Source organism: Pseudomonas sp. LS1212 (assembly GCF_024741815.1).
GTDB lineage: Bacteria > Pseudomonadota > Gammaproteobacteria > Pseudomonadales > Pseudomonadaceae > Aquipseudomonas.
In genome coordinates this window covers 1,786,524-1,801,325 of record NZ_CP102951.1, presented here as the reverse complement: position 1 = coordinate 1,801,325, position 14,802 = coordinate 1,786,524, and the positions used below count along the sequence as shown (strand labels likewise).

Sequence of the window (14,802 nt, the reverse complement as noted above, 5' to 3'; positions counted from 1 at the left end):
CGGCGGGATTTTCGAAAGACATCTGGTGAGGGCCAAACAAATGCAACAACAAACTGGCGAACTGGAAAGACGCTTGCGCTTGCTGGAGAACCCGGCCGAGCAAGGCGAGGACTTCGATGGCATGAGTTGGTTCTGGCTGCTGCTGCTCGGCGTTGTCCTGCCGATCGTCGCACTGGTAGCGGGGTGGAACCTATGAGCGAGCCTCTCTCCACCTTGAACGGCACTACCGCAAGCGCCGCCGACGACAGCGCCATCGAAGCCGACAAAAGCGCCCTGCCCCTGCTGCGCCACGAGCGTACCTGGGGCAGCTGGAAACTCGGCATCTCCCTGGCTACCGCGGCGGCCGCGACCTGGTGCTACCTGATCGGCGGCTACGTCGGTGCCTACCTGCCCTTCACTCAGGGCGCCATCGCCCTGAGCGCCGGTTGCATGATCGGCATGCTGCTGGTGGCCCTGGCCGTGGTGCCGGTGTGCATGCGCTTCGGCGTCGACTCCATCGCTTCGGCCAAGCCACAGTTCGGCAACCGTGGCTGGGTACTGGTCAGCGCCATGCAGTTCATCTCGATCATCGGCTGGAACTCCCTGCTGTTGATCTTCTTCGCCAAGTCGACCACGCAACTGCTCCTGGCGCTGGGCTGGATCGAGGACGGGAACAGCGCCCTGCTCGTGCCGTTGACCATCCTGTTGGCCTGCTCGCTGGTGTTCTGCTTCCTCTTGAAGGGCTCACGCGGCGTCGATCGAGTTGCCAAGATCCTCGTCGTGCATGTGCTGGTCGGCTTCTGGGTGCTCTACATCATCGTCAGCCAGCGCTGGGACGAACTCTCCACCGCCGTGCCGGCGGCCGCCGCAACGGACAAGCTGTGGAACTACACCACAGGCGTGGAAATCGGCATCGCCTCGCTGCTGTCCTGGTGGCCCTACATCGGCGCCATGGTGCGCATGGCGCCCAAGGGCCGCACCGCTGCCCTGCCGATCATGCTGGGCATGTCCGCCCCGGTGCCGGCACTGAGCCTGATCGGCATCGCCGGGGTGCTGGTGTTGCAGGTCTCCGACCCTGCGGAGTGGCTGCGGACAATCGGTGGGCCTGCCTACGGCATCATCGCCCTGCTGTTCGTGGCGGCCGCCAACCTGGGGACCGCCGTGGCCGGGGTCTACGCGTCGGCCATCGGCCTGCGGCACTTCAAGGCACTGGAAACCTTGTCCTGGCCGGCACTGTTGTTAATCACCATCCTGCCGGTGGCCGCCGTCGGCCTGTTCATCCCCGAACTGTTCTTCGCCCACTTCGGCACCTTCCTGGCCTTCATCGGCGTGGGCTTTGCGCCCCTGTGCGGCATCCAGATCGCCGACTACTACCTCATGCGCCAACGTCGCGTCGGCGTGCGCGCACTGTTCGACAACGGCCCGGACAGCCCCTACCGCTTCTGGGGCGGCTACAACCCGGCGGCACTGCTGGCGATGGTCGCCGGCTGCGCCACCTACGTCAGCCTGCTCGATCCACTGACCTATGAAAGCCATGGCCCCTATGCCTTCACCACGGCGTCCCTGCCCTCGGTATTGGTTGCCGCACTGGTGTACTGCATCGTCACGCGGCTATGGGTACAACCCGCGGGCAAGGGCGGTTATCGCTAGCCGTCGTTGCGCTCACGAAAGCGTTTGGGGGTTTCCTGACTCGTCCTGTGGAAACAGGCAGTGAAGTGGCTCTGGCTGGAAAAGCCGGTCGCCAGCGCCACTTCACTGATCGGCGCATCTGTTTCGCGCAGCAGAACCTTGGCCCGCTCGATACGTCGTTGCAGCAGATAGTGGTACGGCGAAACGCCCATGGCCTGGCGGAAGGTATGGGCGAAATGGAAATGACTGGTCCTGGCCGCCGCCGCAATGTCTTGCACCGAAATATTCTGCGCCAGATGGTTTTCAATGAAGTCCAGTGCGGCTTTGAGCTTGTGCGGTGACAGCGCCAGACGCTCATCCGGCTCGTCGGGATGAAGGTTGCAATGGCTGCGCAGCAGTTCCAGGCAGAAGGTCTGGGTCAGTGCCTGAACATACGCCCGCGAACCCAACTTCTCCCCGCGCAATTCGTCGAGCAGACCCAGGCCGATGTTGTAGATCGCCTTGTTCTCCAGGCCTATCCCATCCATCAATTCAAAACCCGCCATGTCGATATCGCGGGCTGTCCGCTTCAGGACCTGCGGATCGAGGCAGACATGCAGTGAATCGATGGCTGATGTCCATTCCCAGGCGTTCTCCTGGTTGGCCGACATGATGGAAATCTGCCCCGGCTGGCTGTGCCCGCGCAGCCATTGGCCGTTGAGCTTTACGCCCAGATCGCCAGGGGTGTCGAGGTGGATCACGATAAAGTGCGCGGCAAGTGGCGGTGGCTGGATGTAGCCGCTGGGCGGGTGTTGGTGACGGCGTGCGGTGATCGATGCCCAGCCGCTGTCTTCGCTGGAGAGTTGCGCGGGGGTGGGCATGAAGGCAGCCCAGGCTTGGGGGGAAAGGGCGTTGGGGTGCTGGGGCGTTTTGCGGAGCATGGCCTCGCCTTTTTTGTTTTTTTGGCTGAGAGACGGTGCGATGGTGCTTGGGAAGCAATTGATCCTGGGGACTTCTAGCAGAGAACGAAATGGGATGCAAAAAACTGCTTGTGCAGCTCGGCGTGTTACGATGTCATTCACTGTATTACACCTGACTCGAAACGGAGGCTTCCATGTCGATGATGTCACTGCGCGTGCCAGATGATCTGGCGGAAACGCTTGCCTGCCTCGCAAAAGCCACCGGCCGCACCAAATCGTACCTCGCTGTAGACGCCCTGCGCGAATACGTGGAACGTGAAGCCTGGCAGATTGCGAAAATTCAGAAAGCTGTAGAGGAAGCTGACGCCGGCGATTTCGCCAGCGACGAAGAAGTCGCCGCGCTTAGAGCGAAAAAGTGGAGCGCGCATGAGGGTTGAGTGGCTCAGAGGGGCGTTAAAGGATCTTGAAGAGGAGGCTGCGTACATCGCGTTAGAAAACCCTGAAGCCGCCAACCGATTTTCTGAGGCTGTCTTTGCAAGCGTTGACAAGCTGGCCCTGTTTCCCGCCATGGGCCGCGAAGGCCGGATATCAGGTACGCGGGAATGGGCCATTGCGGACTGGCCGTATCTGATCCCCTACCGCGTTCGTAATAACCGCTTGCAGATTTTGTCGGTTTTTCATACTCGGCGTTCGCCCCCTTCTAGTTGGTAGGGGCTAGAGTAAAGCGCACTCATTTCTCGTCTGGGCAGTCGACCTTTGAACCTGACTCATTGGGAGGCCGGGGATAATCCCAATTAAAATATTTTCGCGAAGTGAGTAAGCGTCAGAACTCACCTTCGATGACGCCATCATTCCGCCTCTTTTCATCAGGCTCATCGAGAATTCTGATCGCAAGATTACTGTAGGCAGGCTCGCTATAACTCCTGTCTTCTACAAGCTTGAACACTTCGGTCTTGAAATTACACCCCCCCCTGACATCCTTGTACGTAACCCTATAATGACCGGGCTCGAGTTTATACAGGGTAAATGTTCGGCCTGCAGGTACATAAACATGGCGAACAGTTATGCCGCTTCCAAGCTGCTTGAGTTTCACATAAATAGAGGTCGAACTTTTTATGTTGTCGATTGTGAGCATTGACAGGCCATTTGCCGCCAGTATCCGTTCACCCTTGACGTAGCCAGCTGCGGTTGGCCACGGTGTGCCTTGCGGGTTCGCAGGCATGGGTACGCACAATCGAGGCTTGACGTTTTGAATGCCTGGGGTTGCCGCAGGTGGCCGGGTTGAAGTGGCAAGTGACGGTGGGGAAGCAGTGGTGGACGGTGCAGGTGGAATTGGCTGCTGAGTCGGCGGGCTCTGGTTTACATCGAAAACGCCGATTGCACGCAGACCATACGCCACGCCTACCAGCAAAAAGAGCGCTTTCTGAAGCCTGGACAGGAGTTTCTTTGGCCGTGGTGGGCGGGATGGCGGCTGGGGATCCTGAGAAGGCTCCGGTTGCGCATGCGCCTGCTGAGCGTGCAATTTTGCGAAGTGTGCGCGCATACGTCTTTCTTGCTCTGCCTCAATCCAGGCGTCGTGCTGCGCCCTTCGCACGGGGTCAGACAGCACTTCATACGCTTCGTTGATCAGCTGCATGTTTCGCGCAGCGTTCTTGTCTCCCGGGTTTTTGTCGGGATGGTGTTTCTGTGTCAGCGTTTTATAGGCGGCTTTTATGATCTCTGGCGGCGCATTTTTCGCGACCTTAAGCGTGTTGTAGTGGGTAGGAAAGTCCAATTCACTGGTAGCCATAGCTATTACTCGCCAAAGAGTACTGAAACTGCACACAGCCCTACCTGGCTACAAAACATTGAAATAGACAAGCGCATGATAGCCGATGATCAAAATACCACCCAACGAAGCTATACCACCAATGAGCGCGACAATGCCTTCTATAAAACGCGTGATCAACATACGTGTATAGGAAGGGAATTGTTCCAAACCTACTCCAGTTCTACGGTAGAACTTGCGGCGCTCCACCCAATGGCGCGTGCCCCAACCAATCACTATAAGAGTTATGCCGATTAGAAACATGGACACGCCCTCCCTAATTGCCGCCGCCAGTTAAAAAATATAGCAGTGAACGCGTGTTTGAGTCGCAGGCCTTGAGGGGCGCAAGGCATCAAGGCGTCAACGTTCAGATCCAGAATTCAGTCACTCATCACCTCGTTGGAACTACGGCCGTCAGCCCTCCGCCATCTGGAGTGACACACATGAGCTTGTCACAAGGACACGGCACTTCCTGAATTGACACAGGCCCGGCAGGTGGGGGCACTTGCCGGCGCCGATCAGCCATGGCTGGCGATAGCCTTGCGAGAAGTGGCGAACACGGAGTTGCAGTAGCGAAGCGCCCGTTCGGCAACAACGCCCGCTGACCTTGCAACCGGTAGTGCAGTCACGAGCTTCGCTCTGCTGTTGCATGAGTTTGCAACGAACGCAGCAAAATATGGAGCCCTCTCCGTACCGGGTGGACTTTTGGATATCTCCTGCAGCGAGACGGAGGATCTGTTCATTCAGCAGCTCTGCCTTTCGATAGAGATGTCCACAGAGCGCATCGTTGCAGTGGCCGCTCCAACGGGAACTTCAGGATACTGGTCAGGTCGATAGAAGCCCCATCTTCAGTGATGACGGGGTAGTGAACCAACCCCGGCCGAGCAGCGCTGGAGGCCTGTTTTACGACAGTGCCGTCTGAGACCAACCGAGTCCATCCCCTGATGCAAACCAAGAGTCTTCTGCCGGGTCTCATCCTGGTGTTCTGCGCAGCCGCGTCGCTTTGCTCGGTTGCTGCCGAGCGAAGAGCCTCCCAGCAAAGTAACAACGCATCAACCACCCTAATGGAAACCGCCTCGCAGCAGTTTGAGGATGGCCAGTTAGACCAAGCCGCTGCCACGTTGGAGCGTGCGCTGCATATCCAGCCGAACAATCCCGCGACGCTGCACTACCTCGGTGTGTTGCGTCTTCAGCAGGGGCAGTACCAGCAGGCTGAAGCGCTGGCGGCGCGCTCCAACATGCGGGTTGGTCGCAACGTCGAGTTACGCAACCGCAACATCCAATTGATCCAGGCGGCGCAGCAGGCTCAGGCTTCGAGTACCCCACCCAACGCCGAAGAGGACCTGGTTGCAGTACAGGAGGGTCTGGATGATGAAGTCGAAAGGCGCCGCGAAGCAGAAATTGCCGCTGCCGAGCAATCCGCCCCGGAAACTGAGGAGCACTCTGCCACCTTCGCTCCCGCAGAGGCAGAGTGGGAATCGGAATCGCGGGCGGTTGGCAGGCCACGTTCCGAAGGAGAGTTTCAAGCGACTTCCTCCGAGCCAGATCCCGCGTTCGACGAGATGGACATTCCCCGCGGCCATTGGCCGCCTCCGGGCAAATGCCGAATCTGGTTTCCTGATCGCCCGCCGGGGCATCAGCCCGCCCCTGGCAGCTGCAAGAAGCTGAAATATCGGATTCCGTTCGGGGCCTACCTGGTGGGCGGCTGAGTTCACGAAGGGATACAACTCCTCGGGGGATCAAAGCTCAGGGAGTTTTTTCAATTGGTCAGCCAGAAACCAGCGATTTTCGTTCCGGTTCTGACTGTCAAACCTACTCTAAAATGTTTTTACACTGCCTCGGCCAGAAGCGGCCCGAGGCTCCGGGCTTGAGCGGGTCCGCTATCACATTGGTCATTGCCGCGGAGCACTCTAAAAGTAGACGTTCCTATAACCAGGGAAGAGTAGAATTCCAGTACATAGTACTCGTCGGGAGGTGTCATGAGGCGTGTGGTGTTCAACCAGAAAGGTGGCGTTGGGAAATCCAGCATTGCTTGCAACCTCGCGGCAATCAGTGCCTTTGAGGGCTACCGCACATTACTGATTGATTTGGATGCCCATGCAAACTCCACCCGTTACCTGACGGGTCTGGGCGGTGATGATGCCCCCCTTGGAATCTCGGACTTCTTCAAGCAGACGCTTTTCCCGGGGCCTGCCTTAATAAAACCTCACGTCAATATCCACGAAACGCCCTTCAACAACCTCTACTTGATTGCGGCCTCGCCGGAACTGGGCGACCTTCAATCGAAGCTCGAGACACGATTCAAAACTCAGAAGCTGAGCAAGCTGCTCGACAGGCTCGATGAAGATTATGAGCGGATCTACATTGATACACCGCCCGGCCTGAACTTTTACAGCATCTCGGCATTGATTGCAGCCGACCGCTGCTTGATCCCATTCGATTGCGACAGCTTTTCTCGTCAGGCGATTTACGCTGTGCTTCGAGAAATCGAGGAAATCAAAGGTGACCATAACGAGAGGCTCGAGGTTGAAGGCATCGTCGTTAACCAATACCAGGTCCGCAATGCTCTGCCGCAACGGCTGCTCGAAGAATTGATTGGCGAGAAGATGCCGATACTGCCTGTGTATCTGATGAGTTCAGTGAAAATGCGTGAGTCACACCTGGCATGCAAACCGCTGATCTATCTGGATTCGCACCACAAGCTATCCCGGCAGTTCGAGGCGCTGTTCGACTTGCTGGAAGAGCGTCCCTGAGCCCTGACCCGATCGTGTTTCGCTGATGAATGCTTTGCGCCAAGTCCAGGTGTAGTGGTCTAATGAAACCGGACACCCATTTAGGCGAGAATGCTCGCCAGATCGAGGTGTCAAATGACCAAACAACGCCGTTCCTTTTCCGCTGAATTCAAACGCGAGGCTGCCGACCTCGTGCTCAAGCAAAACTACAGCTACATCGAAGCCAGTCGTTCACTCGGCGTCGGCGAGTCGGCACTACGCCGCTGGGTTGAGCAGGTTCAGAAGGAGCGCCAAGGTGTCACCCCGCTAAGCAAAGCGCTGACCCCGGAGCAGCAGAAAATCCAGGAACTGGAAGTCCGGATCGCCCGCCTTGAACGGGAAAAATCGATACTAAAAAAGGCTACCGCGCTCTTGATGTCGGAAGATCACGAGCGTACGCGCTGATCAATCAGCTTAGCGTCCACGAGCCGATTGATTGGCCGTGCAAAGTGTTTGAAGTCACCCGCTCGTGTTACTACGCCCAGCGTCTCAGGCGCCGGACTCCTGATATTGAGCGGCTTCGGCTGCGCAGTCGGGTCAATGAACTGTTCACAGAAAGTCGTAGTGCTGCGGGCAGCCGCAGCATCTTGTCGATCATGCGTGAAGACGGCGAGCAACTGGGGCGATTTAAGGTACGCAGCTTGATGCGTGAGCTTGACCTCGTGAGCAAACAGCCAGGTTCTCATGCCTATAAACGAGCGACGGTCGAACGGTTGGATATCCCGAACATCTTGAATCGGGAGTTCGATGTCTCGGCCCCCAACCAAGTGTGGTGCGGCGACATCACCTACATTTGGGCCCAAGGGAAATGGCATTATCTGGCTGTTGTGCTAGATCTTTGCGCGCGCCGGATAGTGGGTTGGGCATTGTCGGAAAAGCCGGACGCCGAGCTGGTTATCAAGGCACTGGATATGGCCTATGAGCAACGAGGAAGACCTCAGGGCCTGCTGTTTCACTCGGATCAAGGGTCGCAGTATGGGAGTCGTTTATTTCGCCAGCGGCTGTGGCGTTATCGCATGCGCCAGAGCATGAGCCGCCGGGGTAATTGCTGGGACAATGCGCCGATGGAGCGTGTGTTTCGCAGCGTGAAAACTGAATGGATACCGACCATGGGCTACCGAACTGCTCAAGAAGCCCAGCGCGATATCAGCCATTTCTTGATGCATCGGTACAACTGGATTCGCCCCCATCAATTCAACGGTGGGCTGGCGCCAGCTCAGGCCGAAGAAAAACTTAACGTCGTGTCCGGGATTAGTTGACCACTACAAGGTTGCCTCTGCTAATCTGGCGGGATTAACGATTGACGACCTCTGGATCTCTCATCAGACACCTCTTTGTGCCTGGCATTCTCGCCTTGCGCTACTCCACATTCAGGTTTTCCTTGAGATTGGATGTTTGTTCAGGAGAGAGCGGAGTTAAGATCTGAAATAATCAATTCCAGATTGTTTTGGCAGGATACCGTTTTGCAGATAGCTCTTTGATGGTAGGGTCATCGCTGCACTCGGAAAATGCCGAGTGTTACCCTTTTATAACGGCAAGGAGGCCAGCCATTGGAGCATCGAAATGGAAGGCGTGAACAAGGCTAACGCAGTAGCAGAAACCATCAAGCAATCAATCGCATCACTTCGGGAAGCGGCAGACAAAATGTCTGCTGCCGGTCGTCAGGCTGAAGCTGACGCTATCAACTTCGCACTCGATGATCTTCAAAAATCGCTGAAGCGCATCAGGGTTGATGAATGCGGGCAGGTAAAAGCGGTGCACTGATGCACCGCCTGATCTGATCCCCTTCACTGGCCTGGTATACGACCTCGACGAGAACTGGTCGCTGTACGGCAGCTACACCAGCATCTTCAAGCCACAGAGCCGCATGACCGAACAAGGCACCTACCTCGACCCTCTCGAAGGCGAAGGTTATGAAGTCGGCAGCAAGGCCGCCTTCTTCGACGACCGCCTGGACCTTGGCCTGGCCCTGTACCAGATTGAACAGGACAACCTGGCCGTGGCCATTCCTGGCGTGTTCGCCCCGGACGGCAACCAGGCCTACCGCGCCGAGTCGGGGACCAAGACCCGTGGCTTCGAGCTGGAGATCTCGGGTGAACTGGCCGCCGACTGGCAAGCCAGCGCCAGCTTCAGCCGCAACATCATGCAGGACAGCGAGGGTGGCAAGCTCAACACCAACGTCGCGCAGAACACCGCCAAACTGTTCACCACCTACACCTTCCGGCAGATCGGCAACGACCTGACCCTCGGCGGCGGCGTCAACTGGCAGAGTGAAATCTACAGCGATGGCATGGGCCCGCTGGGTGTGCGCTTCACCCAGGATGACTGTGCCGTGGTCGACGTGATGGCGCGCTATCCACTGACCAAGCAACTGAGCGCCACCCTCAACCTCAACAACCTGCTGGACGAGGAGTATTACACCAGCACTTCCTCCAGCTACTTCGGCCCGCCGCGCAATGCAACGGTCGGGTTGCGTATGGAGTTCTGATGGGTACTGCCAGGTTGTTGCGTTACACCGTGACAACCTGGGGTATGAAAATGTGTTGAGTTGCATCCTCTTCGACGTAACTCAAGACAAATTACTATCTTGATTTTGCTTTAAGGAATTATCCTACAACCCGTGTCGCCCTCCTGACGGTTGCGTTGCTTTGGTCTGCACTCTACGCTCGTTCGGTCGCTGCAAAATCAGTGACCGAGTGTGCAAGCTCGAGTGCATATAGAACCAAACAGCGCTATAACCCTCTCCGGAGTACTTTCTTCGCGAAGTGTTTTATGGCGGCTGTGCGTGGGAGGCCTTCGCGCCTGCCGGGTCCTGTATCCTCGGTCTTGCACACCTGCGCACAGCTGCCACCCACTCGTGTGCAAGCGAAAAGTGGTAGCTCCTATTTACTGGTACAGGAGCTTTATCATGATCAAGATCGTTCCCGATCCACCGCCTGGTGGCAAACTCTACAAGACTGTAACTACCCCGTTCGGCAGCTGTGATGCAGGGCATGGGTCTTTGCTCGCCGTGTGTGCCGGGATTAATGCGGAAGATGCGTTGGTGCACGCTTCGCTTGCGCTAAAAGGTGCGCGGGATACTGCCCACCATGCCTGTATGAACACTGAGGCGAATGAGGGGTTGTTGTGGTCGACATTTCATTCCATCGAACTGGCCAAGGCGCTGGTGGATGCGGTGGTGGATGGGGTTGAAATCGAGGGGGATGGACGTTCGGCCAAAGCTGAGCGCTAAGAGCTGAGTTCCCTAATTGTTTTCTCGTAAGACGTTTGCCAGCAACCCTCGGTGTCGAGATTTGCTGGCATTCTTCTAACACACAATCGACACTTTCTGATCGTAGCGGTACCTCTGTCTCCGGGGGTACCATCCACGGCAATCCAGCAGCGCAGCCCCATCCACGGGTTACAACAAGGCGATCATGAAAGTAATTTCCTTCACAGCGATACTCTTGGCCATCACGACTGGACCTGCACTCGCTTCCAGTACCGAGCAATGGGCCGAGTTCGACAAACAAGTCATTGCCTCGTGTACCAAAGCGAGCCAACTCAAACAGGCCGTGGCCGTAGGCCGAACAGCGCAGTTCGATGATCGGGTCGGTTATGTTGCGGTACTGCTGCAGGGGCGTTATCCCCAGGCTCATATGAAGAACAAGGTAGGGCAGGAGCTCTGTCTGTTTGATAAAAAAGGCAAGACTGCTTACGTTACTGAATGGGATTCGGTTATGCCTGCGCCTTTGCAAAAATAGGGCGAAAAAAGGGGGCGTATCGCAATTTCAGAGCTTTACGGTTTCTGGATATGCACCGTTCCAACCATCCCCTGTCCAACCTTCAAAATTCCATTCCTGATAGACACCACCTCCCTCGCCCCATCCTTTCCAGATTTCCGGTGCTCCCACCATCTGCTCCAAACACGTCACCCGCCCTCTCCCGTCGCTTCAGCGTGGCGCCGATGATGGATTGGATGGACTATTGCTAAGCCCCTTGTATTACGCGACCTCTAGACAATTCTATTTTTACCCGTACCATTTTTGTACCACCCAAACATTTAAACGAAATCCGCTGCCGGGCTTTTTGCTGGGGCAGCAAACGGCCAAAAGCTGCCTGCTGGAACCGGCTGAAATCGCCCCATTAGTTGCCATTCAGCATCATCACTATCGTGCCCCCTGATTCTATTTTTTGAGCAGGGAATAACTAGTATCTTTTTAATTCATTTTTGCGCATAGCCATGGCTGGCTAAACTTTTGGACGACAACTACATTTGTGTGCATCTTAGTCAAAAGCCACGTCATTAGACTGTGGCTAGAAGGGTAATATTATGAGCGTTCTGCATGTGCTTGTTGTGCGTTGTGGATTACTGGTTGTCTTGGCTGGGCCGGTCGCTGCCGAGTCGATGACTAGGCAGGAGCTGGAAAGTGAGGCTGAGTATTGGGAAATAAAGGCTCAAGAGATGCAACTTCTAAAGAAAAAATTGTGTTACGGAGATAGGAGATTTGTGGAGTCGGTGGCTGATCTTAGAGATGGCGGGCATGAGAAAAAAAGTATGCTTGAGAGAGCTGAGTACCGCTTTAGCGAGGTTTCCTCAATGAACGAGGCGGACAAGAAGCAGAAATTAGATTTGATAAAGCTTGTGTGTGATAGCCCTATGCTGTCAAAAGGGGAGTTGGGCGAATTTGTTTATAACAACTGTCTCGTCAGAAATCATATTTCTGATAAAAATTAGACTTTAATATTATCTTGGATATACTGCATTTATTGCTCATTACTTGCCAGTCCACTACTGTACGATTAAGAGAGCGCAAAGAGCGCCGAGCGACCTGATTGGCGATTGTGCGTAAGGTTAACGCAGAGGGCTTAACGTGAGACGCTGGTGTGTCACGGCGGTTAGAAGCGGCCAATAGATAGGGCAAAAGGCCCAGCAAAGCAGGGCTCTTTGCATCGACTGGCAGCGCTGGAAGTACGGCATGCGCCACCTCTATGTAAATACATTCCTTGTGCGGTGTCATACCTGACGCAGTATGGTGTGTTGAGCCCAGTAAACAGCTTATGATAAGCATTAATACAGGCAGTGTTAAGCTATATAATTCAAAGCAACCACCGCCAAAAAGCAAGCTATACTGTTTTTTTGAAAAAGCCGCCGGCCACCAAAGTCAGGATAGCAGAATGAAAATCACGGTATTTCCCATACTCCTGTTCTTATGCTGCACAATAGGGCAAGCAGAGCCAAGCAAGGAAGATGTTAAGTTTTGTGAGAAAACAGCCATAATTGCGCTTGAGATTGCGGAGAAAAGAAACGAAGGGAAGTCTATAGACATGGCACTTGAAGAAGTCTTTTCGGAAGCCCAAGAGCCGCCCCCTGAGTCAATGGTAAAATTTGCCTCTGATATATACGATAGTCCTGGCATAGCTCCCATTGAGTATGCCAGGGCGATATACAATGTCTGTTATGCGGAGCGGGACCCTAGTATAGAGGAAGAGAAATACAACATGTGTCTCAAATTTTCCAAGCTCGCAGAAAATATCATAAAAGGTCGCGAGGCTGGCATGTCTCTAGAGGAAGTGAGAACGATGATAACACCGCAAGGGGCTTCAGTAGATACGCAGCTAAGTTACGCATCGCACGTTAAAACTTTCTTCGAACTAATAGGTTTTGCATCGGATGGAACGAAAGTCTTTACCTTCAGCACATGCTACCAAACACAAATAAAAATAAAAAAAACATGAGCGCCGAAATTAATGTGGATGGCCATTGCGGATTTTAAATTGAATCCGAGTGGGAAAGGAGGCGGATTTATATTTCTACTCTAATTATCCACTTCCTGGCTTCGCAGCCTCGGCGCCGACGACAGTGAGTCTAATTGCGAGAGCGCTCTAAAGCTTACGGGGGTTCTAATGCCGGTTACGACCGGAGCCGCAACGGGATGAGACGCTATCGACCCGCCTTGTAGGACCGCAATGCAGATGCCAGGTAGGCCCTTTCGGATGCGAGGGCGTGAATAGGCCCTGCTTCCTTGGAGACCTCAAAGTCTCATAGCGTGGCCAACTCAGCTTGGTACGGATCCGTCCACTTTTGGCCGGCTGCCGCCTTTCGCGACGGACCGCTTCGGGTCGATTGCTGCCTTTGCCGCTTCGGAGTTTCACTCAATGCAACCGAGGTGAAGGCCCGCCTAGGGCTTGGCGCTGATACTCGTGAACAGCAGTGAACAGCGCTTCCGCTTCCAGGCGCAGCTTTTCCACTTCTTCCGCAGGCTGCACCTCTTGCGCTTCGTAGTACCGGCGTAACGCCTGCATCGCATGCTCCATCAGCGGCTCGCCTGCCTGCATCTTTTCGCCCAGGCTCTGGTCTTCCTTGCTATCTCTATCCTTACGCATCGAGTCCACCGCTTCCGATTACTTTGCCAGCGCAGTATAGACGTCCTTACGCTACTACCCGGCATCCTCCTGATCAGAACTGCACGCCCAATTTACCGCATCGGAGCTTCCGAAAATGACAGGCTGAGATCGACTGTGGACATTCACGCAACGCGTTCTCTTAGCAACCAGCGCTTTTACGCCATGATGGATTGGACATATGTTGCTCGGCCGCATTGATTTACAAGGTCTCTAGCTACACGTGAAACCTAAAGTAAAATTTTTGTACCACCGTTTCCGCGCCTAAACTGACTCATCTGGCTGTTGCCAAATAACCAAGCTCTTTTTTAATCCAAGGCCAATGCCTCGCTATCCACCGCATTTCTGGATTAGGGCTGCAAATTTCTCAGGATGATCAATGGACAAATTGGAGGCCTCTTCGCCATTACTGAGAATGGCACACTCCGGTGATGACGGGGCAGTTGTTTTCGAGATAACCGGTTTGCTTGGCGTGCTTGCCTGATTGAAGGTTTTGGTGGGGGGGGCAGGTTGCGGGTAGTGCATCTCCATGTTCTTAATGGAGTTCCGTAAATCTTGTATTTCCCCAAGCATTTGTTGCTGCATGTTCCCCAAGGCCGTAAAGCTTTCACTCTGGATCGCTTGAATAATAGGATTATTACTCATTAGCCTTGAATCCAAAGTCATCTTTTTAAAGCCCCAATTATAAAACTGATCAGTTACCTTCACCCCATACGGATTGAGCTTTCCATCTTCATTAAATACGGAATTAATAAACGCATGCTTATTGGCTTCAGTGAGATGCTCAACCACCTTATCATTCAGGTATCCTATTGGATCCCTTAATACATGGTAATCTTCCTTTATCTCGGAAGCCAGTGTATCCGCCTTGATGACATCTGAAAGCATTTTGTCGGTCTTAGGCGATCCAAGACCTTCTTGCGACTTGGCCTGTTTCATGCACTGAGTAGCGTCTTCCGAAGCCCTGACCAGTGCACAATGATACTCGGCATCCTGGCAGTGGGGCCAGGCTATGATCCCCTTGTGTACTCGTCCGGTCAAATCGTTACACTCTTCGCCCTTGGAAATATTGGCCCTTGTCGAGGAGATGCAACTCAACTCTTTTTGGAATTGATCATGTAGCGCTTGATAGGCCTCATCCTTATAGGCCTTGCAATTCTCGACGGTCTCATTAAAGGGACGATTCGGGACAACTTTATCACCGGCCATGGTGATGTCTGGAATAATGGCTATAGCGAACAGCAACAATGACCCGCTCATCACCCATTGGCGTTTTTCCAAAAAAGTGTGACCACGTAGACTCCAGAGTGTGCGATCCATGTTCTTATCAACC

Annotated in this window: 18 protein-coding genes; 13 read left to right on the top strand and 5 right to left on the bottom strand. The window is 54.6% G+C overall.

Annotated features, from left to right (window positions below; translation table 11 throughout):
• Positions 1-40 precede the first annotated feature (40 nt).
• Together NVV94_RS08470 and NVV94_RS08465 are read left to right on the top strand one after the other, a co-directional pair.
• Positions 41-196, top strand: coding sequence for a hypothetical protein (locus NVV94_RS08470; RefSeq protein ID WP_258446751.1), 156 nt, complete (start codon positions 41-43; stop codon positions 194-196).
• Positions 193-1,629 carry a cytosine permease gene (locus NVV94_RS08465; RefSeq protein ID WP_258446750.1) on the top strand — a complete coding sequence of 479 codons (1,437 nt, stop codon included), beginning with the start codon at positions 193-195 and terminating at the stop codon, positions 1,627-1,629. Before NVV94_RS08470 ends, NVV94_RS08465 begins: the two co-directional genes overlap by 4 nt.
• Here the strand turns inward: NVV94_RS08465 and NVV94_RS08460 are convergent.
• A complete protein-coding gene (locus NVV94_RS08460) occupies positions 1,626-2,528 on the bottom strand; it encodes a helix-turn-helix domain-containing protein (protein ID WP_258446749.1) in 903 nt (300 codons plus the stop codon). The genes NVV94_RS08465 and NVV94_RS08460 overlap by 4 nt on opposite strands.
• 173 nt (positions 2,529-2,701) lie before the next feature.
• On the opposite strand from NVV94_RS08460, the gene NVV94_RS08455 reads away from it, so the two are divergent.
• Together NVV94_RS08455 and NVV94_RS08450 are read left to right on the top strand one after the other, a co-directional pair.
• Positions 2,702-2,944: a CopG family ribbon-helix-helix protein gene (locus NVV94_RS08455; protein ID WP_258446748.1), complete on the top strand. Its 243-nt coding sequence runs from the start codon at positions 2,702-2,704 to the stop codon at positions 2,942-2,944.
• A complete protein-coding gene (locus tag NVV94_RS08450; protein ID WP_258446747.1) occupies positions 2,934-3,218 on the top strand; it encodes a type II toxin-antitoxin system RelE/ParE family toxin in 285 nt (94 codons plus the stop codon). The genes NVV94_RS08455 and NVV94_RS08450 overlap by 11 nt, the downstream gene beginning before the upstream one ends.
• Before the next feature lie 112 nt (positions 3,219-3,330).
• On the opposite strand, the gene NVV94_RS08445 is transcribed toward NVV94_RS08450, so the two are convergent.
• Both NVV94_RS08445 and NVV94_RS08440 read right to left on the bottom strand, forming a co-directional pair.
• Entirely contained in the window at positions 3,331-4,296 is a 966-nt protein-coding gene (locus NVV94_RS08445) for a J domain-containing protein (RefSeq protein WP_258446746.1), read from the bottom strand.
• A 48-nt stretch (positions 4,297-4,344) separates the two neighbouring features.
• The gene (locus NVV94_RS08440) at positions 4,345-4,578 is read right to left on the bottom strand and encodes a hypothetical protein (protein WP_258446745.1); all 234 of its coding nucleotides are present in this window, start codon (positions 4,576-4,578) and stop codon (positions 4,345-4,347) included.
• Positions 4,579-5,258: 680 nt separating this feature from the next.
• On the opposite strand from NVV94_RS08440, the gene NVV94_RS08435 reads away from it, so the two are divergent.
• The 9 genes from NVV94_RS08435 (at position 5,259) to NVV94_RS08395 (ending at position 12,803) form a co-directional block, all read left to right on the top strand.
• Positions 5,259-6,023: a tetratricopeptide repeat protein gene (locus NVV94_RS08435; RefSeq protein ID WP_258446744.1), complete on the top strand. Its 765-nt coding sequence runs from the start codon at positions 5,259-5,261 to the stop codon at positions 6,021-6,023.
• 270 nt (positions 6,024-6,293) lie between these two features.
• Positions 6,294-7,067 (top strand): ParA family protein, encoded by a 774-nt coding sequence (locus NVV94_RS08430; RefSeq protein ID WP_258446743.1) that lies wholly within the window; start codon positions 6,294-6,296, stop codon positions 7,065-7,067.
• Positions 7,068-7,181: 114 nt separating this feature from the next.
• Positions 7,182-8,344 (top strand): IS3 family transposase gene (locus NVV94_RS08425; protein WP_258446742.1). Its coding sequence is split into 2 segments (ribosomal slippage): positions 7,182-7,437 and positions 7,437-8,344, totalling 1,164 coding nucleotides; the frame shifts between segments, so codons are not numbered across the junction.
• A 304-nt stretch (positions 8,345-8,648) separates the two neighbouring features.
• Positions 8,649-8,849, top strand: a complete 201-nt coding sequence (locus NVV94_RS08420; RefSeq protein ID WP_258446741.1) for a hypothetical protein — start codon at positions 8,649-8,651, stop codon at positions 8,847-8,849.
• 13 nt (positions 8,850-8,862) lie between these two features.
• Positions 8,863-9,573: a TonB-dependent receptor domain-containing protein gene (locus NVV94_RS08415; RefSeq protein WP_309304293.1), complete on the top strand. Its 711-nt coding sequence runs from the start codon at positions 8,863-8,865 to the stop codon at positions 9,571-9,573.
• Positions 9,574-9,993: 420 nt separating this feature from the next.
• On the top strand, positions 9,994-10,317 hold the full coding sequence (locus NVV94_RS08410) for a DUF3077 domain-containing protein (RefSeq protein WP_258446740.1): 324 nt from the start codon (positions 9,994-9,996) through the stop codon (positions 10,315-10,317).
• Positions 10,318-10,501: 184 nt separating this feature from the next.
• A complete protein-coding gene (locus NVV94_RS08405) occupies positions 10,502-10,828 on the top strand; it encodes a hypothetical protein (RefSeq protein ID WP_258446739.1) in 327 nt (108 codons plus the stop codon).
• 569 nt (positions 10,829-11,397) lie between these two features.
• Positions 11,398-11,802: a hypothetical protein gene (locus tag NVV94_RS08400; RefSeq protein WP_258446738.1), complete on the top strand. Its 405-nt coding sequence runs from the start codon at positions 11,398-11,400 to the stop codon at positions 11,800-11,802.
• A gap of 440 nt (positions 11,803-12,242) precedes the next feature.
• The gene (locus tag NVV94_RS08395) at positions 12,243-12,803 is read left to right on the top strand and encodes a hypothetical protein (protein ID WP_258446737.1); all 561 of its coding nucleotides are present in this window, start codon (positions 12,243-12,245) and stop codon (positions 12,801-12,803) included.
• Between the two features lie 417 nt (positions 12,804-13,220).
• Here NVV94_RS08395 and NVV94_RS08390 read toward each other — a convergent pair whose 3' ends face one another.
• A complete protein-coding gene (locus NVV94_RS08390) occupies positions 13,221-13,451 on the bottom strand; it encodes a hypothetical protein (protein ID WP_258446736.1) in 231 nt (76 codons plus the stop codon).
• A 348-nt stretch (positions 13,452-13,799) separates the two neighbouring features.
• Positions 13,800-14,789, bottom strand: a complete 990-nt coding sequence (locus NVV94_RS08385; protein WP_258446735.1) for a hypothetical protein — start codon at positions 14,787-14,789, stop codon at positions 13,800-13,802.
• Between the last annotated feature and the right edge of the window lie 13 nt (positions 14,790-14,802).